Origin of the sequence: Flavobacterium ginsengiterrae (genome assembly GCF_039539785.1) — a bacterium.
GTDB classification, from domain to species: Bacteria; Bacteroidota; Bacteroidia; order Flavobacteriales; family Flavobacteriaceae; genus Flavobacterium; species Flavobacterium ginsengiterrae.
Genome location: NZ_BAABDU010000004.1, coordinates 600,591 through 620,713 on the forward strand (window position 1 = coordinate 600,591; position 20,123 = coordinate 620,713).

Below are 20,123 nucleotides of genomic sequence, written 5' to 3' on the forward strand. Positions count from 1 at the left end.
ATGCTTAGAGTTTCGCAGTTTCTTTATTATCTGTTGAAGCACCATTTTCGAGAACAGCTAATTCATCTTTATCAACCAATTGCTGGGCTAATATGGCATTATTGTAGGCTAAGAAATACACATCAAATTTTACTCCCTCATCGATTAACTCTGTAGAGATTTGATTGTTTTTAATCATTTCTTTTAACAGTTCAGGAAATGATTCTTTGTAGGCGGTTTTGTTAGAATCATTTTCTTCCAGATTGGTTTCGATTCTAATTTCGATTTTATTATCATTTAAAAATGCTTTTGCAGCTGTACTTGTAATTCCATGGCCTTTTATAGTTGATGAATTATTATAAGTACTTACATGTTCCTGAATTTTTTGTTTGGTATTTTTACAGCTTACCAAGAATAACACTACAGCAAAAACAAATGCGATTTGGGTAATTTTTTTCATAATTTTTTGGTTTATTAGTTAATTTTTAACTCAAACATAATGAATTTTAAATACAAAAACAACACGAAATCAGAATTTTAAAAAATGTAATTATTTGACTACAAATCAATTATACAAATCCAAATTTTGAAAAAATAACCTTAAATAAACTCAAAAAGCCTCTTTAAATAATTAAAAAGGCTTTTTAAAATATGTTTATTCTATATTATTCTTTGAGTAATTGAGGTAAAGATTCTTTTGTAATTATTTCTTTTACAAAAACGGTATTATCATCTGCTAAAAAATACGTATCAAACTGTACACCTTCATTTACAAGTTCTTCCGGTATTTGGTTTTTATCAAACATATCTTTTAATAATTTAGGAAATGATGTATTTGCAGCCGTTTTATTAGCGTCATTTTGTTCTAAACTGGTTTCAAAACGCAGTTCAATTTTATTATCATTAATATAACCTCTTGCCGTAGTAAGCGTTACATTTTCTGCCTTAAAACTAGAAGCTGTTGCATTGTATTTTACAACAAATTCCTGAAGTTTTTGTTTGGTGTTTTTACAGCCCGAAAGCATTAAAACCATAATAATTGCAAACGAAATCTGGCTTATTTTCTTTACCATAATTTTAATTATTTTATTTTTTGAAGTCTTAAAAGTGCTTCAAGATAATAATAATCTGCGTAATTTATAGAACAATCTATTTCGCTGCCTGCAGGTTTATGTCCTGTTGAATGAAGTAAAAAAGCTGAATTAACATCTCGGCTTTGATAATGATCTGATAATGAAACAATCATTTTTTTAGACTTAGTCAAATATTCGTTCTTTAAAGTTTTGTCTTTTGTGTAAGAACTTAACTCTAATAATGCAGAAGAAACTATAGCTGCCGCAGAAGCATCTCTTGGCGCATTTGGAATATCCGGCGCATTAAAATCCCAATACGGAATCAAATCTTCTGTTGTTAATTTATCCAGATAAACACGTGTAAGTTTATGTGCAAAATCTAAAAATTTAGGATCTTTTGTTTCTCTGTAAGTCATAGTAAAACCGTAAATAGCCCACGCCTGCCCTCGCGCCCACATACTATCGTCGCTGTATCCCTGAGCCGTTCTGCCTTTTATTTTTTTTCCGGTTTCAAAATCATAAATAATAACGTGATAAGAAGTGTTATCAGGTCTAAAATGATTCGCCATTGTTGTTTCGGCATGTTTTACCGCGATATCATACAAGTTTTTGTTTCCGCCATTTTTTGAAGCCCAAAACAAAAGCTCCAGATTCATCATATTATCAATAATCGTATTATGTCCGCCCATTTTATTATGAGGCCATGATTGAATTGTTCCAACTTTTGGATTAAAAAGTGTTGCCAGAGTATCGGCCGTTTTTAGAATAATTTCTTTGTATTCCGGATTTTTAGTCAATCGGTATCCGTTTCCAAAACTATTAAAAACCTGAAAACCTAAATCGTGATCTGCCGCCTTGCTGACAGATAAAGGTGTGAGGAAACGAGTAAATTTATCTGCTTCTTTTTCCCATTTTTTATCTTTTGTCGCTTCATATAAAAACCATAATTCTCCCGGCCAGAATCCGCTTGTCCAGTCTTTATAACCTACAAATTTCCAGTCTTTGCTTCCATTTGGAACTGTTCTTGGTGAAGTGCCGTCATTAGGAATCACTTTTAAGGTTTTTGTTGCCTGTTCTGCACAGTAATCCAGCTGTTTTTTAATATTAAACGCGTTTTGTTTTTGAGAATAACCCTGATTTACAACAATAAATAAAGCTGTAATCAGAGTAAAAAATTTTACATTCATGTGGTTATTTTTAGATAGATAGTTTATTGAACGATAAATTTAGAAAATAAACTAAACTTATTTAAAGGTTTGTATTTTTGTATTACCAAAAACGGATTAATATTCTACTAAAAAAACACCTTTTGCAAAAAGCCAGAATTTATTATTTCTCATTTTTTCTGTTCGTTATTTCCCTTGGAATTCTTTCAAGAAAAACAGCTTTAATTCCCTTATGGATTGGCGATTTTTTGTATGCCGTAATGATTTATTTATTGACAAGAGTATTGTTTATGAGCAAAAAAACTTCTTTTACAATACTTTTTTCAGTATTAACTTGTTATAGTATAGAGTTTTTACAGCTTTATCAGGGAGAATGGATAATAGAACTCAGAAAAACACTTTTTGGCCGATATGTTCTGGGTCAGGAATTTTTATGGTCGGATATTCTGGCGTATACATTTGGAATAACATTTATCTCTTTAATTGAAAAAATTACTTTAAAATACTACAATGATGAAACTTGTCTTCGCGTCAAACAATAAAAATAAAATCAAAGAAATTCAAAGCATTCTAAATGGATCTATTCAATTATTAAGTTTAGAAGATATTGGCTGTCATGAAGATATTCCGGAAACTGCTGATACTATTGAAGGCAACGCGATTTTAAAAGCTAATTATGTAACCGAAAAATTTGGCTATGATTGTTTTGCAGATGATACCGGCTTAGAAGTTCACGCTTTAAACGGAGAGCCAGGCGTTTATTCTGCGCGATACGCTGGCGAACAAAAAAATGCCGACGATAACATGAACAAGCTTTTAGATGCTTTAAAAAACCAAGAAAACCGCAGTGCACAGTTCAAGACCGTTATTGCATTAAACTTAAATGGAGAACAGCATCTTTTTACAGGTTTAGCAAAAGGAAATATTACTTTAAATAAAACTGGAAATCATGGTTTTGGATATGATCCAATTTTTAAACCGGAGAATTATAGTGAAACTTTTGCTGAATTATCCGCCGAAACTAAAAATAAAATCAGTCATCGCGCTAAAGCAACTGAGCAACTTATTGATTACCTGAATTCAAGAAAATAATTGTTTAAAATACAACATTTTAAGAAACAAAATTGATATTTTCAGACGTTTTTTTATCAACTTATAAGAAACTTGATTTTACGATAAACATAACTTTTTGATAATCAATTCATAACAAATACATAAATCTTAAAATAGCATTAGTATATCTAAATAATTAGCAGTAATTTTGCACCCTATTTTAAAAACATATATGAACAAATTTGAACAATTAGGATTGAATGAATCGTTACTGAAGGCGATTTTAGATCTAGGATTTGAAAATCCGTCAGAGGTACAGGAAAAGGCGATTCCCCTATTATTGGAAAAAGACACGGATATGGTTGCGTTGGCTCAAACAGGGACAGGGAAAACGGCAGCTTTCGGTTTTCCGCTAATTCAAAAAATTGATGCCGACAACAGAAATACACAAGCATTAGTTTTATCGCCAACACGCGAGCTTTGTTTACAGATTACTAACGAACTTAAAAACTACTCAAAATACGAAAAAGGTATTAATGTGGTAGCAGTTTACGGAGGAGCTAGTATTACAGAGCAGGCAAGAGAAATAAAAAGAGGAGCGCAGATTATTGTAGCGACTCCAGGGAGAATGCAGGACATGATTAACAGAGGTTTGGTTAACATTAAAAACATAGATTACTGTGTTCTTGATGAGGCTGACGAAATGTTAAACATGGGATTTTATGATGATATCGTATCTATTTTATCAGATACTCCAGACGAAAAAAGCACATGGTTATTCTCTGCAACTATGCCGCAGGAGGTAGCAAGAATTGCAAAACAATTCATGAGCGAACCATTAGAAATTACTGTTGGAGCTAAAAACTCAGGTTCTTCTACCGTTTCTCACGAATTTTATTTAGTAAATGCTCGTGACCGTTACGAAGCTCTAAAACGTTTAGCAGATGCTAACCCGGATATTTTCTCTGTGGTTTTCTGTCGTACTAAAAGAGACACTCAGGCTATTGCCGAGAAATTAATTGAAGATGGATACAGTGCTGCAGCTTTACACGGGGATTTATCTCAGGCACAGCGTGATGGTGTAATGAAATCTTTCCGCGGAAGACAAATTCAGATGCTTGTTGCTACTGACGTTGCTGCGCGTGGTATTGACGTTGATAACGTAACACACGTTGTTAACTACCAACTACCAGACGAGATCGAAACTTACAACCACCGTTCTGGCCGTACTGGTAGAGCTGGAAAATTAGGTACTTCTATTGTAATCGTTACAAAAAGTGAGTTACGTAAAATTTCTTCTATCGAAAGAATCATCAAACAAAAGTTTGTTGAAAAGACTATTCCATCTGGAATTGAAATCTGCGAAATTCAGTTATTGCACTTAGCAAACAAAATTAAAGATACTGAGGTTGATCACGAAATTGACAACTATTTGCCAGCTATTAACAATGTTCTTGAAGATTTATCTAAAGAAGAATTGATTAAGAAAATGGTTTCTGTAGAATTTAACCGTTTCATTACTTACTACAAAAAGAATAGAGATATCTCTGCTCAATCTGCTGGTGAAAGACGTGAAAGAGGTGATTCTGAACCAAGAGAGTTCAACAATAACGGAGCAGTTCGTTATTTCGTAAACATTGGTTCCAGAGATAATTTCGACTGGATGTCTTTAAAAGATTACCTAAAAGAAACATTAGACTTAGGACGTGATGACGTTTTCAAAGTTGATGTAAAAGAAGGTTTCTCTTTCTTTAATACAGATCCTGAGCACACTGATAAAGTAATGGATATTTTAAACAACGTTCAATTAGAAGGACGTCGTATTAATGTTGAAATTTCTAAAAATGACGGAGGCGGAAGACGTGACCACAACAACCGTGGCGGAAGAAGGGATTCTGGCTCAAGAAGAGACGGAAACTTTGCTCCAAGACGTGAAGGTTCTGGAGGAGGTTTTAGAGGCGACAGAAATTCTGCTCCTAGACGCGAAGGTTCTGGCGGAGGATTTAGAAGCGACAGAAACTCTGCTCCAAGAGAAGGAGGTTTCAGAAGAAACGAAGGAGGTTCTGACAGAGCTCCAAGACGTTCAGAAAGCTTTGGTGATTCATCAAGACCAAGAAGACCAAGAAGAGATTAATTTATTTAATATCTTAAAATATAAATCCCAAATTCCAGATATAATTGGAATTTGGGATTTTTTCTTATATCTAACAATCTTAGCAGCGGCTTTGTTAATTTTCTTATAATTATATTCCAAGACAACGAAATATTTAATCTCGATTTACTACTTTTAGTGCTTTAAATCAGGATATGAAATATTTCGCAGTTTTCTTTTTTTTACTATTCTCGGCCGTTAGTTTTGCGCAAGACGTTGACTCGACAACCCCGCAAAGAGTTTCTGGTTACATTATAAATGATGATAGTAAACAACCTCTTCCAAACGTAAATATCATTAACACAAACAAAGTACGCGGTGCAAAATCTGATGCAAAAGGATATTTTGAAATTGATGTACAGCCTAATGATACTATCCATTTTTCTCTTTTAGGGTTTCAGTCTCTAAGAATCAGAGTAACAAATGACTGGATAAAAAACAAAGTAACTCGAATTCAGCTTACAGAAAAAGCGATAGCTCTTGAAGAAGTTATCATTGCTCCTTTCAGCTTAACCGGATATCTTGAAATTGATTCTAAGTTAATTCCAACAAAAGAAAACTACCGTTATAGTATCTCAGGACTTACACAAGGTTATGAAGCAGGAGAATATTCTCCAAATGCTTTTGGAAAAGTGCTAGGTTCTATTTTTAATCCGGCAGATATGCTCTACAATTTCTTTGGAAAAAACTCAAGGGAACTTAAAAAGCTAAAGGATATGAAGAAAGATGACACCATTAGAAATCTTTTAGAAACAAAATACGATCGCGAAACCATAGCAGTACTTTTAGGAATAAGCAAAGACGAAATTCCAGAAATTATGCACAGATGTAATTATTCTGATGCTTTTATTCAAAGTGCCAACGATTTACAGATTCTGGACGCTATAAGCGGTTGTTACGAACAGTACAAAGTCTTGAAGAGAAATTAAATTTAGTGATCAGTGTTCAGGTTTTTAGTATTCAGAAACCAAGGCAATCAGAGATCATAAATAAATATAATATAAAGAAATAAAAAAAGTGACCAATAGTCACTTTTTTTATGCTGTAGAATTTCATTTTTTAAGCATACAGCATACACTAAACACTAAAAACCTGAACACTGAACACTTTCTATTTAACTGGTATATTCGAAAGAATTTCTAAAACGAATTTCCAATATTTTTGTGCAGATGAAATACTAGCTCTTTCATCCGGCGAATGCGCTCCATGAATAGTCGGTCCAAAAGAGATCATATCCATTTCCGGATAATTTGTTCCCAAAATTCCGCATTCTAAACCAGCATGGCAAGCTACAACCTTTGGCTGTTCACCGTTTTGTTTTTCGTAAATATCTTTTAAAACTTCTAATATTTCAGAATTTACGTTTGGCGTCCATCCCGGATATGAACCTGAAAGTTCTACCTCGCATCCTACTAATTCAAAAGTAGAACGTAATGCATTTGCCAAATCAAATTTTGAAGATTCTACAGAAGAACGTGTTAAACATCCAACTGAGATTTCACCGTCTTTTATAATTACTCTCGCAATATTATTTGAAGTTTCAACCAAGTCCGCCATATCAGCACTCATTCTGTAAACACCGTTATGAGCTGCATAAATTGCTCTGATAATTCCTTCCTGAACCCCTAAATCCATTATTTTTTCAGGAAGATCACCTTTAACAATTTCTATTGTAAGATTTGGTTCAGTCGTTTTATATTCAGCTTTTATATCGTTAATGATTTCCTGCATATCAAAAAGATACGCTTCATCAAACATTTCAGAAATAATTACTTTTGCAACACTTTCTCTCGGAATCGCATTTCGCAAACTTCCTCCATTAATTTCAGCTACCTGTAAACCAAAGTTTTCAAAACCATCAAAAAGCAAACGATTCATGATTTTATTGGCATTCCCTAAACCTTTATGAATATCCATTCCAGAATGCCCTCCGTTTAAGCCTTTTACCGTAATTGTGTAACCAACAGAACCTTCAGGAACTTCTTCTTCATTATAAGCCCTTGTAGCCGTAACATCAATTCCACCAGCACATCCAATATCAATTTCATCATCTTCTTCTGTATCAAGATTTAATAAAATTTGACCTTGAAGAATTCCGCCTTTTAGGTTTAAGGCTCCCGTCATTCCGGTTTCTTCATCAATTGTAAACAAAGCTTCAATTGCCGGATGCGGAATATCTTTACTTTCCAGAATTGCCATAATAGTGGCTACTCCCAACCCATTATCAGCTCCAAGTGTCGTACCGCGCGCACGAACCCAGTCACCATTGACATACATATCGATTCCCTGCGTATCGAAATCAAAAACAGTATCGGCATTTTTTTGGTGCACCATATCAAGGTGTCCCTGCATTACAATTGGTTTACGGTTTTCCATTCCCGGAGTTGCCGGTTTTCTAATGATTACGTTTCTAATTTCGTCTTCAAAAGTTTCTAAACCTAAGCTGTTTCCAAAGTTTTTCATAAACTCAATCACACGTTCTTCTTTTTTAGACGGACGCGGAACGGCATTTAAATCTGCAAATTTATTCCAAAGTGCCTTTGGTTCCAGATTTCTTATTTCTTGACTCATTATATTTGTTTGATTTATTTTGGATATTTTGATGGACTCATTGATGTATTAAAAACTGAAAGTATGTTTACTATTTTTAACTTTTCATCAATAAAATAGAATATTATAAATGGGATTTTTTTAACAGGAAGACCATGATAATCCTTATATCTAATTTGAAAATAAGGATTTTGAGTTAGTAATTCTATATGTTCATTAATTACCTCGTAGAAATATTCCCCTAAATCTTCTTGTTTAGTTTCATAGTAATTTATCGCTTCTTGAATATCCAAGATCGCTCTTGGCTCAATTACAACTTCAAAAATCATTTTTTTGATTTAAAAATCAATTGTTTTTTTGCCTCTGTCCACGGAATAAAATCCTCGGATTTTGAAGTAACTCTTCGATGATCTAATAAATTTTTCATCTCCTCAGACACAGAAAAATCATTAATTACAGTTTCGTAATTAAATTTCTCAATCAATTTCATAAAGAATGTTAGTTCTTCATCTGGAATATTTAACGTGATTTGTGTCATTTTTTCCTCATTTATAGTACAACAAATTTATAAAAAATAAAGCAAAGTAGTATTTAATTATTATTTTTATAAAAACATAATCATCCCGTGAAGAAAAAATACATACTGCCTTTATTCCTTTTAGCACAAATCATTTTTTATAAAATACTTCCGTTTTTTCCGGATTTTGTCGAAGGCTTTTACAGTAACAACCTTTACATTAGAATTTCTCATTTTTTAAGATCATTTATAGGAAGAGTTCCTTTTTCTGTGGGCGACTGTTTTTATGCTATTTTGATTATATCTGTAATAAAATGGTTTTGGCAAATACGAAAAACATGGAAAGCCGAATGGAAAGATCACATTTTAAAAATGCTGGGTAAAATTTCTGTTTATTATTTTTTCTTTCATTTTTTGTGGGCTTTTAATTATTACCGTGAGCCTCTTTTTCAAAAAATGGATATAAAAAGAGAATACAGCGATGCTGATTTACTTGCTTTTACAAAAAAGTTAATTATAAAAACAAATGAGATTCAATTTCAGATAACCAAAGATGAAAAAGCTAAAATTACTTTACCCTATTCGCAAAAAGAAGTTTTTCAGATGAATTTAAACGGATACGATAATTTAGCAAAAGAACATCCTTACTTTAAATATCAAACTTTGAGCGTTAAAAAATCATTATTCAGCGTACCGTTGACATACATGGGATTTGGCGGTTATTTAAATCCTTTTACTAATGAGGCTCAGGTAAATTACTTACTGCCAATGTATGGTTTTCCCGTTACTACAGCGCATGAAATGGCACATCAAATAGGATTTGCAAGTGAAAATGAATGCAATTTTATCGGCGTATTGGCTTCTGTTAAAAACGACAATTTATACTTTCAATATTCGGGATACAGTTTTACACTTCGTTACTGCCTTGGAATCTGGAAATTTAAAAATGAAAAAATCTTTAATGAATTAAAGAAAACCGTAAATCCGGGAATCTTAAAAAACTATCAGGAAAGTCAGGATTTTTGGAAAAAATACGACACTGTAATCGAAGAAGGTTTTCATTTTATTTATGATAATTTCCTGAAATCAAATAATCAGCAGGATGGAATGGAAAGCTACAGCAAGTTTATTGATCTAATGATTAATTATTACAGAGGCAAGGATTTCTAATTTATTTGCCACAGATTTTTAATGGGATTATAAAATCAAAACTGAAATCATTGAAATCTTCTGTGCAAAAAAATAATCCACAACTGTAACAAAAATGATTTCATAACTACTAATGTCTATATGAGCGAAAATCTAGAACAATCTTTTGTTGCGCAATTGCAGGCAAATCAGAATATAATCCACAAGATTTGTAGATTATATACTGATGGCGAAGATGCTCATAAAGATTTGTTTCAAGAAATCACCATTCAGCTCTGGAAAGCTTATCCAAAATTTAGAGGCGACAGTAAATTTTCGACCTGGACTTATCGTGTTGCTTTAAACACAGCAATCACATTATACCGAAAAACCAAAAGAACAATAGCTACCGTAGATTATGAAAGTCATCAGCATTTTGTAAAAGATGTTGATTACAACTATGAAGAGGAAGAACAAATAAAATTGATGTACAAAGCCGTTTATCAGCTTAACGACATCGAAAAAGCATTAGTTTTTATGTATTTAGAAGACAAAGATTATCAAGAAATAGCCGAAACCTTAGGAATCAGCGAAGTGAATGCACGCGTGAAAATGAACAGAATTAAAGGGAAACTTAAAAAAATACTAAATCCTTAAAAATTATTATGAAAGAACTGGATTTATTAAAAAAAGACTGGAAAAAGAACTCGGATTCTTTTGAGCAAATTTCTGAAAAAGAAATCTACAGAATGATTCACAAAAAATCATCGTCTATCGTAAAATGGATTTTGATTATCAGCATTCTTGAGATTTCATTTTGGACTTTCTCAAACTTGTTTATTAATACTGATGATGTTTTACGTAAAATAAACCATCCGGAAATTGTGGCAATTCTTGAATATCTTACTTATTTAAATTATTTGGTTGGATTAATCTTTGTGTTTATTTTTTACAAAAATTACACTACAATTTCGACCACTGTAGCAACAAAATCGTTAATGAGTGCCATTTTAAGAACCAGAAAAACGGTTCAGTATTATGTTTGGTACAATTTAGGAATGATTGTCGTAACTTCTATTTTAAGCTTCTTTATTGCTTTTGTTTACAATCCTGATATGGCTTTTTTAAGAGAAAAATTAGCCGTAAACGGAAAAGCAATGCTTACTACAATAGGAATTTTAATCTTGGTAATTTTAGGCTTCTTTGGATTGTTCTGGTGTTTCTACAGACTGCTTTACGGAACTCTGTTAAAACGACTGTACATTAATTACAAGGAATTAAAGAAAATAGATTTTTAATATAAGGTGCTAAGGTATTGAGATTCTAAGGCACGAAGTTCACTTTTTACAACTTGAAACCTGAAACAAATCTAAACTCTAATATCTAAAATCTAAACTCTAAAATCTGAAATCTAAAATAGTTAATAATCCCAGCGTCTCATTTTATTAAGTTCTTCTTGTGCTTTGATTTCTTCTGCCGGAATAACTTTTAAAAATGAAGGATGCTGTTCGATGGCATATTCTACTTTTTCTACAATTTGTTCGATTGTATCGTTTTCATAATCAATTTGAAGAGGCTCTTTGATGATGAAAGACTGCAGGATATTTTTCTTTTTCATACGAAGTCCTTTTTTATCAAAAGAACGTCTGAAACCGTCTATAACAATAGGAATTACAATAGGTTTGTGTTGTTTTATGATGTGTGCAGTTCCCTTTCGAACAGGTTTAAACGATTTTGTAGTTCCTTGCGGAAAAGTAATTACCCAGCCATCTTCAAGAGCAATACGGATATTTTCGGTATCATTTGGATTTACATCACGTTTTTCGGTAACATCAACTCCTTTTGAACGCCAGGTTCTTTCAACTGTAATAGCGCCAACATAAGCTAAAATTCTTGGCAGTAATCCGGCCTGCATTGTTTCTTTTGCAGCGACATAATAAATATTCATTTTAGGCTGCCATAAATAACCAATGTTCTTAATAGTATCTTGACGTCCGCTTAAACTTGCGTTAAACACATGAAACATCGCCACAACATCGGCAAAATAAGTCTGGTGATTGGATATAAACAAAACATTAGTATCCGGGAGCGTTTTAATAATTTCAGATCCTTCAATCTGTAATTCGTTAAAACCTCTATATCTTCGGTGTGTCATGGCTCCCAAAATACGGATTAACCATTTCTTGATGAATAATATATGCCCAAAAGGATTTCGTTTAAACAATCCCATAACTAATTTCTCCTTATTTTTTGTTAGGTCGCAAACATACAAAAATTATTCTTTCAGCAATACTATAAAACATTTTACGCAATTAGAGCCTATCAAAATGATTATCAAATTATTAAATAAACATTTTTAGTTTTTTGCTTCAAAAACGGCTTTTAACACGTCTCGCAGTTCACTTAAAATCATAGCCGTTGCTCCCCAAACCACATGATTTTGAATATTAAATGCCGGAACTAAAATATTCGCTCCGTAAGAAGTTGATAATCTTGCATCCATAATAATATCATCTTCTAAAAAAACATCTAAAGGTAATTCTATAATTCCGGCTACTTCCCGTATATCCGGATAAAATGCCAGTTCTTCTTTTGCAATTCCTAAAAAAGGATGCACCAAAAAATTACTAGGCGGAATATACATAGGCGAAAAATGTTTTACAATTTCTATTTTTTCTTTTTCTACCCCAATTTCTTCATACGTTTCTCTCAGTGCCGTGTTTTCGTAATTAAAATCTTCATTCTCATATTTTCCTCCCGGAAAAGCGATTTGTGCCGAATGCACACCTTCATAAGTATTTCGAACAATTAATACTAAATGTGTTTTATTATTTTTGGGATAAAATAACATCATTACTCCCGCCATTCTGGGAGTTAATGCATCTACATCAAGATTTTTTAATCCTTGTATACGTTCTTTGGGCGCCATTTTTAAATGTGAAGAAACAGCAGGTAATTCAAATGGAATTATATTGGGAACATATTTCAAAAAATCTTGAAAATTCATAATCAAAGCGTATTTTTGTAATCTAATAAAACATAAATATACTCCAGAAAACGCAGTACCACAAGTTTTCTAATCATTAAAGCCTTAAAAAAATGTACAGCAGAGAAGAATCACAAAGAATGAAAAGAGAATTTTGGGTAGCTTTTGCCGAGAAATATCCAAGAAAATGGGTTCTTTATGATACCAAAATCAAAGATTTCTCTTTTAAATTTTATGTCGATAATAAAAAAGCGCAGGTTTTAATTGATATTGAACACCGAAGCGATGAAAAACGAAATGCTTATTTTGAAAAAATCGAAGCTTTAAAAAATATTCTGGAAGAAGAATTTATCCAGGATTTAGTTTTCGAGAAAAACTACACATTAGAAAGCGGTAAAACAATAAGCCGAATATGGGTTGAAAAACAAGGCATTGGCTTCAGTAACCGAAATAACTGGGATGCTATATTTGATTTTTTCAACGAAAAAATGCACGCTCTGGAAATGTTCTATTTAGAATACGACGAGTTCATTAAGGATATAGAGTAAAAATAGATATTAAGGTTCTTAGGTACTGAGGTTCAAGTTTTTTTAGATACTGAGATTCTTAGTTTTCTTAAAATAACAAACCCGACAGATTTAAAAACCTGTCGGGTTTACTTTTAAAAAATGCTGGAAAGACTTAGAAACTCAGCCTCTTAGAACCTTAGCACTTTTTACACATTAAATATATTATAAACGATTATATGATCGTCGTAATTAATGTAAAGCTGTTTGCGATAATCTTGCTTTTTACGGGTAATAATTGATAGCTTACATTCTCTTCCATCATTATCTTTACACATAAAAGAATACACAATATCAGTATCATTTTCTTCTCTTTCAATGTAATCCAGAATATTAAAAAGCTGAATTTCCTGAGAGTATACAACGATACGGTGTTTATCTGTATCAAGAACAACCGAAAGGTTTACTAAATCAAGGTTAGACCATTGTCCCCATTTACCTCTTTCATTTTTTTCTAAAACGCTGAATCCCGAAGTTTTAAAATGATAAGATTGACTTTGAACTTTTTGCAGTCCAAAAGCTAAAAACAATATAATTATATAAGTGCGAATAGAATTCATAAATATGTCTTGCGGGTAATTTTAAAACTCAAATGTAGACTTTTCTTGGCACGCAGCTTTAAAATCTGTCATCATTTCTTGAACAATTTGTTCTACTGGTAAAATTTCATGAATTAGTCCTGCAATTTGTCCTATTTCGAGTTCACCTTCTTCAAGATCTCCTTCAAACATTCCTTTTTTTGCTCTGGCACGTCCTAAAAGCGTTACTAAATCTTCTTTAGACGGACATTTTTCATATAAAGCCTGAACGTCATTATAAAATTTATTTTTCACTAATCGAACCGGAGCTAATTCTTTCAATGTCAATTGAGTATCTCCTTCTTTTATATTAACTATAGTTTCTTTAAAATTATTGTGCGCAGATGATTCTATAGATGCTGCAAAACGGCTTCCTACCTGAACGCCATCGGCGCCCAGAACCATTGCTGCCAGCATTCCTCTTCCTGTAGCAATTCCTCCCGCAGCAATAAGCGGAATCTTGACTTTTTCCTTTACCATCGGAATCAGGGTTAAAGTTGTTGTTTCGTCGCGTCCGTTGTGTCCTCCGGCTTCAAAACCTTCAGCTACAATAGCGTCAACACCGGCTTCCTGCGCTTTTAAAGCAAAAATACTGCTGCTAACTACGTGTACAACTGTAATTCCTTTTTCTTTTAAAAATGAAGTCCATGTTTTAGGATTTCCTGCCGAAGTAAAAACAATTTTTACACCTTCTTCGACCACGATATTCATGATTTCTTCAATATTAGGATATAACATTGGAATATTAACTCCAAATGGTTTATCAGTCGCTTTTTTGCATTTCTGAATATGCTCTCTTAAAACATCCGGATACATTGATCCGGCGCCAATTAAACCTAAACCTCCTGCGTTACTTACTGCTGATGCCAGTTTATAACCGCTGTTCCAAATCATTCCTCCCTGAATTATTGGATATTTTATATTGAAAAGTTGTGTAATTCTATTCATTAAGAAAATTATTGTTTGATTATTTTTCCTGTTTTATGCAGATTTCCGGCATCAAAACTATAGAAATAAAGTCCGTTTTGTAAAGATTGCACCGAAAGAACAGGATTTAAGCTGGTAATGGTTTCTTCTATTAATTTTTGCCCTAAAACCGAATAAATGGTAACTAATCCCGTATTAGATTCATTTACAAAAGAAAAATTAAGCGATGTTTTTACAGGATTTGGATAGATAGAAAAAGTAGTTTCGACAATAAAACTATCGACACTTAATGTCGAACCAAAATTAGGTATTCCGTAACCGTAATTATTATCAGGATTTGAATATCGGTCAGCAGACTGCAAAATCATTTGTCTGATTTCTTTATTGGTTTTAGACGGAAACGCCTGCCATAGACAAGCTGCCATTCCAGCCATAATTGGACATGAAAAGGAAGTTCCATCAGAAACACCAATATTCCCGTTAGTATTAGAAACTACTGCAGATGATCCCTGCGCCATAACATCCGGTTTTATTCTGTTATCATAACTCGGACCAATTGAGCTGAAACCTGATTTTACTTTAGAAGCCGTAACAGATCCAATTGCTAATACTGAAACAGCATCGGCCGGAGAACCAATATGTTTTTCTGTTTTTGTGCCTTCATTTCCAGCAGAAGCCAAAACTAATATTCCTTTACTAAAAGCAATTTCTGCACCACGCGAAACAAAATTTGTTGTTCCGTTCATATCGCTGTAAGTATGATTGTATCTTGGTTCTGTTCTGTCACCAAAATATCCCAATGAAGTCGTAATGATATCAACACCCAAAGCATCTGCTCTTTCTGCTGCTTCAACCCAAAGCGATTCTTCTACAGGATTTTCGACGGCATCAATTTCTGTAATAAAAAGATAATATGATGCATTTGGAGCTGTTCCTACCAAAGCATTTTCTTTATAACCGCCCATAGTCGAAAGCACAAGCGTACCATGATCGTCTCCAGCGTAAAAATTCGCATTTCTTGTAGTAAAGTCGTAACCGCCTAAAATTCGGTTATTATTTCTAAGATTTTCAAAAGTTGAAGCTGTATTTACACCAGGAAATCCGGCATCTAAAACGGCTATAATTTTTCCTTCTCCCGTAAAATTCTGCTGGTGTAAAACTTGTCCGTTCAGCATCTGGATTTGACTTGCAGAATTTCCGTAAGCGTAATCAATCGTTGTTTTTAATTTATCTTTTACCTGACTGGTTTTCGCTTCCGAAACTTTCTTTGCTGTGCTGTTTAAAGTCTTATCGGCAAAATCAACTTTAGATACAAATGACAATGTTTTTAAAGCATTTATATTGGCTTGCGTACCGCGAATATGAAGCGCATTGAGCCATTTAGACTGCGCCATTACTGTTATTCCTGTAGTTGATTTAACCTGATCTATAAATGAAGCTTCTATTGGAGCATCATTTAAACCAAGAGCAATATTTTGGTTTGTTCGTCGATCTAAAGCTCTTTGAGAAAGCTCTGTTAGTGGATTATTAAAAAAAGATTGTGCGTTGGGTTTAGCATTAAAGTAAACCCAGGCTTCTTCTTGCGAAAAAACGGAGAAAGAAAGAAGTAATAAAAGAAATGTAAAGTTGTATCTCATATTATACTTTTAAAGGAATCTCTTCCTAAGAAAGTATAAAGCTAAGAAATTACTCCCGAACCAACTAATTCATTTTCTAAATACCAAGCCACAAATTGTCCTTCTGTAATAGCAGACTGAGGTTCATCAAAATGAACATACATTCCGTTTTCAAATTGATGTAAAGTTGCTTTTTGCAACGGCTGGCGATAGCGAATTCTGGCCATAACTTCCATTGTCTCTCCCGGTTTCAAAGCCATATCGGTACGAATCCAGTGTACTTCAGATTCGCCTACAAAAAGTGCTTTTTTAAATAATCCCGGGTGATTGCTTGTTAAACCTGTATAAATTGTATTGGTTTCAACATCGGTAGCAATTACAAATAAAGGATCTGTAGTGCCGCCCACGTTTAAACCTTTTCTCTGACCAACTGTAAAATAATGAGCACCTTGGTGTTTCCCCATTACTTTTCCCATTTCCGGACGATAGTTAAGCTTTTGTGCTTCGATTTTTAATTCATCTTCTAAAGCTATTCCGTCTGGTTTATCAATAGTATAAATAGGATCGTTTTTATCAATTTGAATAATCGTACCTTCTTTTGGCTGTAATTTTTGCTGTAAAAATTCAGGAAGACGCACTTTTCCAATAAAACATAATCCTTGCGAATCTTTCTTTTCGGCAGTTACTAATTCCATTTCTGCAGCAATTTCGCGAACTTCAGGTTTTGTTAAAGCTCCAATAGGAAATAATGCTTTAGACAATTGTTCCTGAGACAATTGGCATAAGAAATACGATTGATCTTTATTAACGTCATTTCCGGCAATTAATTGATAAACCGTTTTTCCATCAACTTCGATTTCGCTTTTTTGGCAGTAATGTCCGGTTGCCACATAATCAGCTCCAAGACTTAAAGCGATTTTCATAAAAACATCAAATTTGATTTCGCGGTTACAAAGCACATCAGGATTTGGAGTTCGTCCTTTTTCGTATTCGTTGAACATATAATCAACGATTTTTTCTTTGTATTCTTCGCTTAAATCAACTGTTTGAAACGGTATTCCAAGCTTTTCTGCTACTAATAAAGCATCATTACTATCTTCTAACCAAGGACATTCGTTAGAAATAGTAACTGAATCATCGTGCCAATTTTTCATAAAAAGCCCGATAACTTCGTATCCTTGCTGCTGCAATAAATAAGCCGCAACACTAGAATCTACTCCACCAGAAAGACCAACTACTACTCGTTTCATTTTGAATTTTTTATTTTTACAAGGGTGCAAAGATACGCCATATTTTAGAAAATTGCAGTGGTTTTAATTGGTTTATATAATCCGGCAGTAGATAAAACTTATTGTTTAAATACTTACTTTTAATATTCAATTTCAACTGCCATGAAAAAACTCTTTTACAGCTTATTTTTCTTTCTCCTTTTGATGAATATAAACGCACAAAGATATTCATCATCATTAGCTGATTATGAAGCGTATAAAGCTTTTCGAGGCAAACCTTTGTCTGATAAATTCTCTAATATCGAATCTGTAAAAGTAATTTACGATTTACGAAAACAAAAAATGTATTATTTCAACAGTACAGCCATTCCGTTACACTTTGATTTTGCAGTTAATTATTTGAATTACCACCATGACTTAGAGATTTTTAACAACGAAAATTATAGCAATACCGAAAAGAATCGTGATTTTCTGCTTGGAAATCTAAACCATATTAAAGGAACCGATAAATGGATTTTTGAACTGGCAGCTTCAGATCATATGCCGATTGCGTTAATTGAACGTTTTTTTTATTTGGTTAAAAAGTCGACTTTTATTGATGAAAATCTTAAGTTTTATTTGAATAATCCAGAGCAGATGGAATGGTTTCGATTGGAACAATTTAAAATTCCGTGTGTAAAATCAGATTATATTTTTAATGAAATAAAGTATCAGGAAGTAGTTTCCGGAACTAATATTGGTATTTTAAAACAATACAAAATCAAAGATTTAGACAAAACAAAACCTAATCCAGATGAAATAATAGTTTTAGACGGTACGCCAGATGTTCTCCCAAATGTAAGAGGAATTATTGTAAATGAACTACAGACACCATTAAGTCATTTGGTACTATTGGGAAAAAACAGAAAAATCCCAATTATGGCCTATACACTGGCTTTAAAAGATGATAATATTAAAAGGCTGCTTTCTAAAAAAGTGGAATTAAAAATAAAGGTTGATACTTTTTTCATTAAAGAAAGTGATAAAAAAATTGTCATTAAAACGAACTCAAAAAAGAAGAAACTGACTATTGATAACAGCGTTACCGAATTGGTAGATTTATCAAAAATCCCAAAAAAAGGCGTGAATTATATTGGTTCTAAAGCTCAGAATATGGCGTATTTAATTGCGATTTCAAAAGAAATTCCTTTTAAAACGCCCGAAGATGCACATGCCATTCCTTTTTACTTTTACAGCCAGCATATTCAAAAAGAATCAATTTCCCCTTTAATACAAGAACTTTTGGCTTTTTCTAAAAAAGATTCAGTAGTTTGGATTAATAAGCAATTGAAAAAAATTCGGGATGCAATTAAAAAAGAACCTATTAATCCTGAACTAATTTCAAAACTTAATACAGCTTTTAAAAATGCTCAGTTTAAAAATTTCAGATTCAGGTCGTCTACAAATGCTGAAGATCTTGACGATTTTAACGGTGCAGGATTGTATGATTCTAAAACCGGAATTTTGGGTGACAGTATTAAAACTTTTGAAAAAGCGATTAAACAAGTCTGGGCGAGTGTATGGAATGAAGCTTCGTACAACGAAAGAGAACTTTTTGGCATTGACCAGCAGAATATTGCCATGGGAGTTTTGGTGCACAGATCTTTTCCTGACGAATTATCGAATGGTGTTGTAATTACAAAAAACATTTTTAGAGAAAACTTTCCCGGAATTACGGTTAATGTTCAAAAAGGAGAAAACTCGGTTGTAAAACCCGAAAAAGGCGAAATCTGCGAGCAGTTTGTAGCGTATCATTTCAATTCCGGTACCAATGATGATGATTTTGATGTGGATTATACTTCCAATTCAAACCTTAATGATAATGAGCCTTTATTAAGCCGAAAAGAAATGAGCCGGCTTTTTCTTGTAAGCAAAAAAATTGAGGAAAGAATGTACCGCTATTGGCGAAAAAACCAATTTCATCCTGTAGATATTGAGTTTAAGATTGTGGGAGAAAACAGGGATTTGTATATTAAACAGGTTCGACCTTTTAACGATTAATAAAAAACCAAAAGATCAATCTCGTTTGTAACGGTATTTACCAAAACAATTTTAAAATCAAAGTCTTTTATATTGATTTTTTCCTGAACTGCTTTTCTTATGTTTCCGTTTTCGAGAGAAAAATCATTTATTAAAGGAATTTTTACATCGACAGCATTTAAATATTTTGATGCTTTTTTGTTAACAATTACAGACGCCGCAATATAAAATCCGATAATTATAATTTGAAAAAACAACAGGATTTCTATTTTTTCAAAAGGATACATGATATCTAAAATCGAAAGTGTTATTGTAGCAAAAAGAAAGATGATTGCATTTACAGTAAAAGATTGTGTGCGGAATCTTAAAATGGAAAAAATGGCAAATAAGCCAAAACCAATTCCTACTCCTATTTCAATTTTGGTAAACAAATAACACAGCGAAAACGTACAAAGTCCAACAATTACCATTAATGGATTTATAGTTTCATTGTCTTTTCTGTTAGAGAAAAAATACAAAACCAAAATCGAAAAAAACAACAGCAAAAATCTTCCGGTTAGTTCGTTTAAATCCATCTGCTAGAA

General features: G+C 32.9%; 22 protein-coding genes. 9 read left to right on the forward strand and 13 right to left on the reverse strand.

Annotated features, from left to right (window positions below; translation table 11 throughout):
* Positions 1–4: 4 nt before the first annotated feature.
* The 3 genes from ABD859_RS13095 to ABD859_RS13105 form a co-directional block, all read right to left on the reverse strand.
* Positions 5–439, reverse strand: coding sequence for a hypothetical protein (locus tag ABD859_RS13095; RefSeq protein ID WP_345144971.1), 435 nt, complete (start codon positions 437–439; stop codon positions 5–7).
* A gap of 205 nt (positions 440–644) precedes the next feature.
* Positions 645–1,052 (reverse strand): hypothetical protein, encoded by a 408-nt coding sequence (locus ABD859_RS13100; protein WP_345144973.1) that lies wholly within the window; start codon positions 1,050–1,052, stop codon positions 645–647.
* Positions 1,053–1,060: 8 nt separating this feature from the next.
* On the reverse strand, positions 1,061–2,239 hold the full coding sequence (locus ABD859_RS13105) for a glycoside hydrolase family 88 protein (RefSeq protein WP_345144975.1): 1,179 nt from the start codon (positions 2,237–2,239) through the stop codon (positions 1,061–1,063).
* 122 nt (positions 2,240–2,361) lie between these two features.
* Here ABD859_RS13105 and ABD859_RS13110 point away from each other — a divergent pair, with 122 nt between their 5' ends.
* The 4 genes from ABD859_RS13110 (at position 2,362) to fjbamP4 (ending at position 6,352) form a co-directional block, all read left to right on the forward strand.
* Positions 2,362–2,760 carry a ribosomal maturation YjgA family protein gene (locus ABD859_RS13110; RefSeq protein WP_345144977.1) on the forward strand — a complete coding sequence of 133 codons (399 nt, stop codon included), beginning with the start codon at positions 2,362–2,364 and terminating at the stop codon, positions 2,758–2,760.
* A complete protein-coding gene (locus ABD859_RS13115; protein ID WP_345145552.1) occupies positions 2,732–3,310 on the forward strand; it encodes a non-canonical purine NTP diphosphatase in 579 nt (192 codons plus the stop codon). Before ABD859_RS13110 ends, ABD859_RS13115 begins: the two co-directional genes overlap by 29 nt.
* 193 nt (positions 3,311–3,503) lie before the next feature.
* Positions 3,504–5,405, forward strand: coding sequence for a DEAD/DEAH box helicase (locus ABD859_RS13120; protein ID WP_345144979.1), 1,902 nt, complete (start codon positions 3,504–3,506; stop codon positions 5,403–5,405).
* Between the two features lie 173 nt (positions 5,406–5,578).
* On the forward strand, positions 5,579–6,352 hold the full coding sequence (gene fjbamP4 / locus ABD859_RS13125) for a protein BamP4 (RefSeq protein WP_345144981.1): 774 nt from the start codon (positions 5,579–5,581) through the stop codon (positions 6,350–6,352).
* Between the two features lie 181 nt (positions 6,353–6,533).
* Here the strand turns inward: fjbamP4 and ABD859_RS13130 are convergent, their stop codons facing one another.
* Genes ABD859_RS13130 through ABD859_RS13140 form a run of 3 tightly spaced genes read right to left on the reverse strand, consistent with a single transcriptional unit; the run spans position 6,534 to position 8,511 of the window.
* Entirely contained in the window at positions 6,534–7,994 is a 1,461-nt protein-coding gene (locus ABD859_RS13130) for an aminoacyl-histidine dipeptidase (protein WP_345144983.1), read from the reverse strand.
* A gap of 14 nt (positions 7,995–8,008) precedes the next feature.
* Positions 8,009–8,302 carry a type II toxin-antitoxin system RelE/ParE family toxin gene (locus ABD859_RS13135; RefSeq protein WP_345144985.1) on the reverse strand — a complete coding sequence of 98 codons (294 nt, stop codon included), beginning with the start codon at positions 8,300–8,302 and terminating at the stop codon, positions 8,009–8,011.
* The gene (locus ABD859_RS13140; protein ID WP_345144987.1) at positions 8,299–8,511 is read right to left on the reverse strand and encodes a hypothetical protein; all 213 of its coding nucleotides are present in this window, start codon (positions 8,509–8,511) and stop codon (positions 8,299–8,301) included. Before ABD859_RS13140 ends, ABD859_RS13135 begins: the two co-directional genes overlap by 4 nt.
* 87 nt (positions 8,512–8,598) lie before the next feature.
* On the opposite strand from ABD859_RS13140, the gene ABD859_RS13145 reads away from it, so the two are divergent.
* The 3 genes from ABD859_RS13145 to ABD859_RS13155 all read left to right on the forward strand — a co-directional run bounded on the left by ABD859_RS13145 (position 8,599) and on the right by ABD859_RS13155 (position 10,916).
* The gene (locus ABD859_RS13145; RefSeq protein ID WP_345144989.1) at positions 8,599–9,660 is read left to right on the forward strand and encodes a DUF3810 domain-containing protein; all 1,062 of its coding nucleotides are present in this window, start codon (positions 8,599–8,601) and stop codon (positions 9,658–9,660) included.
* A 120-nt stretch (positions 9,661–9,780) separates the two neighbouring features.
* Positions 9,781–10,275, forward strand: a complete 495-nt coding sequence (locus ABD859_RS13150) for an RNA polymerase sigma factor (RefSeq protein ID WP_345144990.1) — start codon at positions 9,781–9,783, stop codon at positions 10,273–10,275.
* Between the two features lie 8 nt (positions 10,276–10,283).
* Complete coding sequence (locus ABD859_RS13155; RefSeq protein ID WP_345144992.1) at positions 10,284–10,916, forward strand: hypothetical protein; 633 nt, start codon at positions 10,284–10,286, stop codon at positions 10,914–10,916.
* Between the two features lie 122 nt (positions 10,917–11,038).
* Here the strand turns inward: ABD859_RS13155 and ABD859_RS13160 are convergent, their stop codons facing one another.
* Both ABD859_RS13160 and ABD859_RS13165 read right to left on the reverse strand, forming a co-directional pair.
* Entirely contained in the window at positions 11,039–11,848 is an 810-nt protein-coding gene (locus ABD859_RS13160; RefSeq protein ID WP_345144994.1) for a lysophospholipid acyltransferase family protein, read from the reverse strand.
* 126 nt (positions 11,849–11,974) lie between these two features.
* Positions 11,975–12,625, reverse strand: coding sequence for an NUDIX hydrolase (locus ABD859_RS13165; protein WP_345144996.1), 651 nt, complete (start codon positions 12,623–12,625; stop codon positions 11,975–11,977).
* Between the two features lie 92 nt (positions 12,626–12,717).
* Between ABD859_RS13165 and ABD859_RS13170 the strand changes: the two genes are divergently transcribed.
* A complete protein-coding gene (locus tag ABD859_RS13170; protein ID WP_345144998.1) occupies positions 12,718–13,152 on the forward strand; it encodes a DUF4268 domain-containing protein in 435 nt (144 codons plus the stop codon).
* A gap of 167 nt (positions 13,153–13,319) precedes the next feature.
* Here the strand turns inward: ABD859_RS13170 and ABD859_RS13175 are convergent, their stop codons facing one another.
* The 4 genes from ABD859_RS13175 to mnmA are packed head-to-tail and all read right to left on the reverse strand — an operon-like array spanning position 13,320 to position 17,541.
* On the reverse strand, positions 13,320–13,730 hold the full coding sequence (locus ABD859_RS13175; RefSeq protein WP_345144999.1) for a hypothetical protein: 411 nt from the start codon (positions 13,728–13,730) through the stop codon (positions 13,320–13,322).
* Positions 13,731–13,751: 21 nt separating this feature from the next.
* Positions 13,752–14,696, reverse strand: a complete 945-nt coding sequence (locus tag ABD859_RS13180) for an NAD(P)H-dependent flavin oxidoreductase (RefSeq protein WP_345145000.1) — start codon at positions 14,694–14,696, stop codon at positions 13,752–13,754.
* A gap of 8 nt (positions 14,697–14,704) precedes the next feature.
* Positions 14,705–16,312: a S8 family serine peptidase gene (locus tag ABD859_RS13185; RefSeq protein ID WP_345145002.1), complete on the reverse strand. Its 1,608-nt coding sequence runs from the start codon at positions 16,310–16,312 to the stop codon at positions 14,705–14,707.
* A gap of 41 nt (positions 16,313–16,353) precedes the next feature.
* Positions 16,354–17,541, reverse strand: a complete 1,188-nt coding sequence (gene mnmA, locus ABD859_RS13190; protein WP_345145003.1) for a tRNA 2-thiouridine(34) synthase MnmA — start codon at positions 17,539–17,541, stop codon at positions 16,354–16,356.
* 141 nt (positions 17,542–17,682) lie between these two features.
* Here mnmA and ABD859_RS13195 point away from each other — a divergent pair, with 141 nt between their 5' ends.
* Positions 17,683–19,560: a PEP/pyruvate-binding domain-containing protein gene (locus tag ABD859_RS13195; RefSeq protein WP_345145004.1), complete on the forward strand. Its 1,878-nt coding sequence runs from the start codon at positions 17,683–17,685 to the stop codon at positions 19,558–19,560.
* Here ABD859_RS13195 and ABD859_RS13200 read toward each other — a convergent pair.
* On the reverse strand, positions 19,557–20,114 hold the full coding sequence (locus ABD859_RS13200; protein WP_345145006.1) for a DUF4956 domain-containing protein: 558 nt from the start codon (positions 20,112–20,114) through the stop codon (positions 19,557–19,559). The genes ABD859_RS13195 and ABD859_RS13200 overlap by 4 nt on opposite strands.
* Positions 20,115–20,123 lie beyond the last annotated feature (9 nt).

What these genes read in the sequence shown, in the direction of transcription:
- ABD859_RS13100 (WP_345144973.1), bottom strand. Translation starts at nt 1,052, where the DNA reads ATGGTAAAGAAAATAAGCCAGATTTCGTTTGCAATTATTATGGTTTTA.
- ABD859_RS13150 (WP_345144990.1), top strand. Translation starts at nt 9,781, where the DNA reads ATGAGCGAAAATCTAGAACAATCTTTTGTTGCGCAATTGCAGGCAAAT.
- ABD859_RS13170 (WP_345144998.1), top strand. Translation starts at nt 12,718, where the DNA reads ATGTACAGCAGAGAAGAATCACAAAGAATGAAAAGAGAATTTTGGGTA.
- ABD859_RS13140 (WP_345144987.1), bottom strand. Translation starts at nt 8,511, where the DNA reads ATGACACAAATCACGTTAAATATTCCAGATGAAGAACTAACATTCTTT.
- ABD859_RS13115 (WP_345145552.1), top strand. Translation starts at nt 2,732, where the DNA reads ATGAAACTTGTCTTCGCGTCAAACAATAAAAATAAAATCAAAGAAATT.
- ABD859_RS13130 (WP_345144983.1), bottom strand. Translation starts at nt 7,994, where the DNA reads ATGAGTCAAGAAATAAGAAATCTGGAACCAAAGGCACTTTGGAATAAA.
- ABD859_RS13105 (WP_345144975.1), bottom strand. Translation starts at nt 2,239, where the DNA reads ATGAATGTAAAATTTTTTACTCTGATTACAGCTTTATTTATTGTTGTA.
- ABD859_RS13095 (WP_345144971.1), bottom strand. Translation starts at nt 439, where the DNA reads ATGAAAAAAATTACCCAAATCGCATTTGTTTTTGCTGTAGTGTTATTC.
- ABD859_RS13175 (WP_345144999.1), bottom strand. Translation starts at nt 13,730, where the DNA reads ATGAATTCTATTCGCACTTATATAATTATATTGTTTTTAGCTTTTGGA.
- ABD859_RS13155 (WP_345144992.1), top strand. Translation starts at nt 10,284, where the DNA reads ATGAAAGAACTGGATTTATTAAAAAAAGACTGGAAAAAGAACTCGGAT.
- ABD859_RS13200 (WP_345145006.1), bottom strand. Translation starts at nt 20,114, where the DNA reads ATGGATTTAAACGAACTAACCGGAAGATTTTTGCTGTTGTTTTTTTCG.
- ABD859_RS13160 (WP_345144994.1), bottom strand. Translation starts at nt 11,848, where the DNA reads ATGGGATTGTTTAAACGAAATCCTTTTGGGCATATATTATTCATCAAG.
- mnmA (WP_345145003.1), bottom strand. Translation starts at nt 17,541, where the DNA reads ATGAAACGAGTAGTAGTTGGTCTTTCTGGTGGAGTAGATTCTAGTGTT.
- ABD859_RS13135 (WP_345144985.1), bottom strand. Translation starts at nt 8,302, where the DNA reads ATGATTTTTGAAGTTGTAATTGAGCCAAGAGCGATCTTGGATATTCAA.
- ABD859_RS13180 (WP_345145000.1), bottom strand. Translation starts at nt 14,696, where the DNA reads ATGAATAGAATTACACAACTTTTCAATATAAAATATCCAATAATTCAG.
- ABD859_RS13165 (WP_345144996.1), bottom strand. Translation starts at nt 12,625, where the DNA reads ATGAATTTTCAAGATTTTTTGAAATATGTTCCCAATATAATTCCATTT.
- ABD859_RS13120 (WP_345144979.1), top strand. Translation starts at nt 3,504, where the DNA reads ATGAACAAATTTGAACAATTAGGATTGAATGAATCGTTACTGAAGGCG.
- ABD859_RS13185 (WP_345145002.1), bottom strand. Translation starts at nt 16,312, where the DNA reads ATGAGATACAACTTTACATTTCTTTTATTACTTCTTTCTTTCTCCGTT.
- ABD859_RS13195 (WP_345145004.1), top strand. Translation starts at nt 17,683, where the DNA reads ATGAAAAAACTCTTTTACAGCTTATTTTTCTTTCTCCTTTTGATGAAT.
- fjbamP4 (WP_345144981.1), top strand. Translation starts at nt 5,579, where the DNA reads ATGAAATATTTCGCAGTTTTCTTTTTTTTACTATTCTCGGCCGTTAGT.